At 43.0% G+C, this 4,529-nt stretch carries 7 protein-coding genes; 5 read left to right on the top strand and 2 right to left on the bottom strand.

The window, feature by feature from the left end:
• The 4 genes from LD39_RS12535 to LD39_RS12550 form a co-directional block, all read left to right on the top strand.
• Nucleotides 1–943: DASS family sodium-coupled anion symporter (locus LD39_RS12535; protein WP_035547145.1), on the top strand; the 943-nt coding region annotated here is incomplete at its 5' end.
• A 3-nt stretch (nt 944–946) separates the two neighbouring features.
• Nucleotides 947–2,137: an MFS transporter gene (locus LD39_RS12540; RefSeq protein WP_052158853.1), complete on the top strand. Its 1,191-nt coding sequence runs from the start codon at nt 947–949 to the stop codon at nt 2,135–2,137.
• 29 nt (nt 2,138–2,166) lie between these two features.
• On the top strand, nt 2,167–2,505 hold the full coding sequence (locus LD39_RS12545) for a CHY zinc finger protein (RefSeq protein WP_035547156.1): 339 nt from the start codon (nt 2,167–2,169) through the stop codon (nt 2,503–2,505).
• 380 nt (nt 2,506–2,885) lie between these two features.
• Nucleotides 2,886–3,284 (top strand): DUF4870 domain-containing protein, encoded by a 399-nt coding sequence (locus LD39_RS12550; RefSeq protein ID WP_231572574.1) that lies wholly within the window; start codon nt 2,886–2,888, stop codon nt 3,282–3,284.
• 148 nt (nt 3,285–3,432) lie between these two features.
• Here the strand turns inward: LD39_RS12550 and LD39_RS12555 are convergent, their stop codons facing one another.
• Both LD39_RS12555 and LD39_RS22195 read right to left on the bottom strand, forming a co-directional pair.
• Nucleotides 3,433–3,738 (bottom strand): MerR family transcriptional regulator, encoded by a 306-nt coding sequence (locus LD39_RS12555; protein WP_035547151.1) that lies wholly within the window; start codon nt 3,736–3,738, stop codon nt 3,433–3,435.
• A gap of 30 nt (nt 3,739–3,768) precedes the next feature.
• Nucleotides 3,769–3,891, bottom strand: a complete 123-nt coding sequence (locus tag LD39_RS22195; RefSeq protein ID WP_231572575.1) for a Fur-regulated basic protein FbpA — start codon at nt 3,889–3,891, stop codon at nt 3,769–3,771.
• A gap of 358 nt (nt 3,892–4,249) precedes the next feature.
• Here LD39_RS22195 and LD39_RS12560 point away from each other — a divergent pair.
• On the top strand, nt 4,250–4,529 hold a 280-nt coding region (locus tag LD39_RS12560; protein WP_035547153.1), incomplete at its 3' end, for an AI-2E family transporter.

A 4,529-nucleotide genomic window follows, 5' to 3' on the forward strand; every position in this document is an offset into this window, starting at 1 on the left:
TGCTTACAGTGCTTCCATCGGCGGGTTGGCAACATTGATCGGAACACCTCCAAACACCATTTTTCGAGCGGTTGTTCAAAAAACGTACGGCATTGAGATATCGTTTGCCGGGTGGATGGCGTTCGGAGTGCCACTTTCGATCATTTTCTTGGCCATCGCCTGGTACTATTTGGTGAAAGTCGCTTTTCCTATGAAAATCAAGCAGCTTCCTGGGGGCAAAAAAGTGATCAGCAACGAGAAGGAAGCCCTTGGTGTTATGTCACCGGAAGAAAAAATTGTGATGACTATCTTTTCTCTCACAGCTATCGCCTGGATTTCACGTTCTTTTGTTCTCGTACAAATCAATGAAAATATCAATGACACGATCATTGCGATGATTTCAGCGATCATTCTCTTTTTAATCCCATCCGTCAGTAGAAAAGGAGACTTTATTCTCGATTGGGAGACAGCGAAAGGACTTCCATGGGGGATTTTGTTGCTGTTCGGTGCTGGACTTGCCATTGCGACGGGATTCCAGGAGTCCGGCCTGGCAGAATGGATCGGTACCCAATTGACGATTTTGGAAGGGATCAGCTTTATCCTGATTTTAGCTATTGTCGTAATCCTTGTTATCTTCTTGACGGAAATTACATCAAATACAGCTACGGCTACAATGATGTTCCCGATCATGGCTTCTTTAGCACAAGCAATCTCCGTCCATCCGTACAGCCTGATGATTGGGGCAGGCGTTGCAGCCAGTTGTGCATTTATGCTTCCTGTCGCGACACCGCCAAACGCCGTCGTTTTCGGTTCTGGGTATTTAAGGATTCCCGATATGGCTAAAGCAGGCTTTCTGTTAAATGTCGTCGCCATCTTTCTTGTCACACTGGCGATTTACTTTTACTTGCCGATGATTTGGGATATCGATCTAACATCATTCCCTGAACAATTCCAGACTGAATAAAGGATGGCGACTAATCAAATGGAAATGACTCCTTACACATCGAAGGAAGCGAGATTTTGGCGCATAACCATTGCGCTGATGCTCGCTTCCTTGCTGATTTTTTCAACATTGTATGTATTTCAGCCTTTGCTCCCTGTTTTCGTAAAAGAATTCGACGTCAATGCAACAAAATCAAGCCTCTTAATGTCGGCGGCAGTCGTCTCGATGGCTGTCGGACTGTTCGTTATCGGATTTTTAGCTGACAGATATGGGCGCCTCTGGCTTATGCAATTGTCCCTCAGTGTGACAGTGCTGTTGCTATTAGCTATGCCCTTCAGTCCTTCATTTGAATGGCTCGTTGTCCTAAGGCTGCTGCAAGGTTTTTTTCTGGCGGGGATTCCTGCAGCTGCGATGGGGTATTTAGGGGAGGAAGTTTCCCCGAATCATCTCGGTCTTGCCATGACCCTCTATATCTCCAGCAATGCCTTCGGTGGTATGGGAGGAAGGATCGTCGGAGGATACTTGACCGATATCTTCCACTGGGAGCGAATGTTATTTGTATTAGCAGGAATAGGTGTAGCAGCTATCATTCTGTTTATCCTGTTACTGCCTAAGGAACGTTTTTTCAAAGGAGGAGAGCAGTCGTTCAAAGAAGATTTGCAAGGGATGGTATTCCATTTAAAAGATAAGTCTATGCTGGTGCTGTTCATGGTCGGGCTGCTCCTGCAAGTGGTGTTTACAGCCGTATGGACGTATTTGCCTTTTTATCTCCAATCAGACCCTTACAACTGGTCGCTGAAGTGGATTTCATTCACATATTTCGCTTATATCCTTGGGGTGTTGGCACCACCGATTGCTGGTAAACTCTCCGATAGCCTGGGCCAGACGAAGATCATGTTTGCAGGCGTCTTCATTCTAATAGGCGGGATTACATTTACCTTACTGCATCCCGTTGGGTTCATTCTTATTGGATTAGCCCTGTTATGTTCTGGTTTCTTCGTGGCTCATTCTATGGCGGCGGCTTTGGTCAGTAAATCTGCCACCCACCACCGTAGTGGAGCGTCCGGATTTTATTTAATCAGCTACTACACGGGAGTGGCGATTGGCAGTACAGCGGTAGGAGAATTATGGACAAGCTATCAGTGGATGGGGGTTGCAGGAACGAGTCTCGTTTTCGTATTTATCTTCATCTGCCTGCCTTTTTTCAAAAAATGATAGAATAGGAGGCAGGGAGTGTGGAAATTATGGAAGAAAAGCGTCCAATCGTTCACGGTGTCGATGTCGATGCGAGGACAAGGTGCGTACATTATTATAGTGAAAAAGACGTCATTGCCATCAAGTTTCATTGTTGTGGGCAGTACTATGCCTGCTATTTCTGTCATCAGCAACTAGCCGGGCATCCATCAAAAAAATGGCCGAAAGCTCAATGGAACGAGCGAGCGATTCTTTGCGGAAATTGTTGGAACGAAATGGCGATTGCTACTTATCTTGATACCGTTCGATGTCCGAATTGCGACCACTTGTTTAATGAAGGATGCAGCAATCATTATCATCTTTACTTCGAATGGAAAGGAGAGAACTAAAGTGGGCAATGCACGCATGTTTTCACTCTTTGGAGGGGCCTCCATTATAGGAGGAATGAGTTTGCAATCGTACATAGACTTCGCGCCAACGTTTGGCTGGCTGGCAGGGATGGCTTTCTTTATGGGGGCTTTTTACCTTGCCAACAAACAAAATCAGATCATCGACAAAAGTTTGTAGAGGTTCTTATCTCTGCAGGCTTTTTTTTATGACTCTTCTCCTGATTCTATTGACCTCCTTGTTCGACACTCGTATAATAAAATTACAGAATAGTCTGTCATCTTTTGTTTTTTTATCGGTTATTGTGGTGCTTCTGTCATTCCAACGTCGCGGTCGTTTGTCGAGAAAACGGTTTGATGTGAAAAAAGAAGGAGTGACCAACATGGTACAAGGTCCGAATACCCCGATCCCACCAAAAAGCGGAGGGTCGCCAACCCCTGGAATGAAGAAATCTTCAACAGGGTTAGAAGAGAATATCGGAGGAGTCATCGCTTATTTGCTTGGTTTTGTCAGTGGCATCGTTTTATTGCTTGTGGAAAAAGAGAACGATACCATCCGGTTCCACGCTATGCAGTCCACGATCGTTTTTGGCAGTATTTTTGTTTTGGGTATGGTGTTGAATTTGATCCCGATTATAGGACTCATGGTCAGCCTTTTGCTGACACCTGTTTCTCTCATTCTGTGGATTTTGCTGATGATCAAAGCATACCAGGGGAACCGGTACCATTTACCGATTACAGGAAAGATGGCAGAAGATCAGTTGAGGAAAATGATGGATTAAGAGATGAGCCTGTGCAGAGAACCTTCTCTGTATGGGTTTTTTCGTTTTATATGTAAGAAAACCTTCTTCTTAATAGAAGGAAGGATCATCATTATCGCTATTTATTCCGAAGATAAGGGTCTGCACTAATGATGCCAGACCCCATTTTCTATCTCATTTTAAAATGCGCATTGAATTGACCACGGAGCATCCGTTCCATCACTTTATCTTTCTTCGTTTCATTGGTCTGCATATCTTTCTTAATTTCACCCGTCTGCACGCCTTCTTCTCGTTTGTCTGCAATTTGTAGCAGCAGTTCAATGTCAGAGAACGAATATCTTCTTGTTCCCCGTTTGGTTCTTTCAGGATAGATCAGTCCTTTTTCTTCATAGTAACGAATTTGCCTCACCGACAGTCCTGTTAACTCATTAACGGTTCCGATTGAGATCACTTTCTTCTCCTTATATGAAGACATCCCTTCTCCTCCTTGAAATTTTTAACGCAATCATGGACGGTCCAGTCGTTTCGCAAGTGTTTCTAGTTCACTTAGTGTAAGGGTGTGAAGTTTTTCATCGGTTGAATGGAAAACTCCAGCATTTACGAGCTTCTCGATATAATGTTGCTTCATCGTTTCCACAGCATGACGTAAATAATTTTTTATGATGGATCACCTCGGCATGAAAGTATTTAAAAATAAGCGAATAGGTACTGAGCATCTGTGCTGAAACAAACATTCAAATCATTCATGGATTCGTTTGCTTCCCCTCCCGCAGTTCGTGATACTGTTTAGATTATCTTACTGTATACGTCTTGTCACTCAATATGTTAGAAAATCTAACATTGTAGAACGTATTATAAAATTTACATGATAGATTACCTTACATAACCAGTGATTTATTACAAGATTTTCTGTATTTGGTTTACACGTTTTTATTATAGTGAATCAAAGGGGTAAGAGATTATAAAGTTGCCAAAGGAGTGCTCCCATGTGGATCAATCAGCGTTTTTTTAAATATATGACAGGAATCATCCTGGTATTGATTTGTATATTCTTATTAGATGTGCTTCAATTCTTCCAACCTTTGTTGAAAATCTTCCATACGCTTTTCTATCCTTTCTTAATCGCTGGCTTTCTGTTTTACTTGATCAGGCCAATCGTGGACATTCTATCTAAATCGCGATTTATTTCTCATCCAGTTGCGATTCTGGGTGTATTTACAGCCATAGCCGGTATTCTATATGCTGCATTCAAATTATTGGCGGGTA

The organism is Halobacillus sp. BBL2006 (genome assembly GCF_000786645.1).
In the GTDB taxonomy this organism is placed as follows: domain Bacteria; phylum Bacillota; class Bacilli; order Bacillales; family Halobacillaceae; genus Halobacillus.

Coding starts and splice junctions, on each gene's coding strand:
- LD39_RS12540 (WP_052158853.1), top strand. CDS start 947: ATGGCGACTAATCAAATGGAAATGACTCCTTACACATCGAAGGAAGCG.
- LD39_RS12545 (WP_035547156.1), top strand. CDS start 2,167: ATGGAAGAAAAGCGTCCAATCGTTCACGGTGTCGATGTCGATGCGAGG.
- LD39_RS12550 (WP_231572574.1), top strand. CDS start 2,886: ATGGTACAAGGTCCGAATACCCCGATCCCACCAAAAAGCGGAGGGTCG.
- LD39_RS12555 (WP_035547151.1), bottom strand. CDS start 3,738: ATGTCTTCATATAAGGAGAAGAAAGTGATCTCAATCGGAACCGTTAAT.
- LD39_RS22195 (WP_231572575.1), bottom strand. CDS start 3,891: ATGAAGCAACATTATATCGAGAAGCTCGTAAATGCTGGAGTTTTCCAT.